This is a genomic window from Mesorhizobium sp. M4A.F.Ca.ET.050.02.1.1 (assembly GCF_003997725.1).
Lineage (GTDB): Bacteria > Pseudomonadota > Alphaproteobacteria > Rhizobiales > Rhizobiaceae > Mesorhizobium.
The window spans coordinates 1-435 of the sequence record NZ_RZSG01001515.1 but is presented as its reverse complement, the minus strand read 5'-3'; the positions used below and the strand labels follow the sequence as shown (position 1 = coordinate 435).

Annotated in this window: 1 protein-coding gene; it reads right to left on the bottom strand. The window is 59.5% G+C overall.

Annotated elements, in window-relative coordinates; genetic code table 11:
- Nucleotides 1-24: 24 nt before the first annotated feature.
- Nucleotides 25-435 (bottom strand): lytic transglycosylase domain-containing protein (locus EOA33_RS38430; RefSeq protein ID WP_210212672.1); only part of this gene is annotated, 411 nt, incomplete at its 5' end.

Below are 435 nucleotides of genomic sequence, written 5' to 3'. Positions count from 1 at the left end.
ATCCATCCTCGTCTCGCTCCTTTTTCAGTTGCCAAAATCGATGACGTGACCGTCTTGCCAGGCGACGCCATCGACCGCGCCGGCCGCGGCTGGGGGATGATCGTCAACAGGGTTGAGAATGCGGGCGTTGATCAGCTTGCCGAGCTTCCAGCGATTGAGCACTTTGACCACGTATTTCGTGGTCTCGTCGTTCACGGGGATGCCGTTGGCTTTATAGACGTTCTGCTCGCCTGCATTGTAGGCGGCCAACATCAACAGCGGATCGTGAAACTCGTCATAAAGCGCTTTCAGATAGCGGACGCCGGCACGGATGTTGGCTTTGGCGTCACATCTGTCAGTCACACCGAGACGCGACGCTGTCGCCGGCATAAGCTGCATGATGCCGAGCGCGCCCGCGCGGGACGGCCCTTGATTGCCGCCCATGTCGCTCTCTGC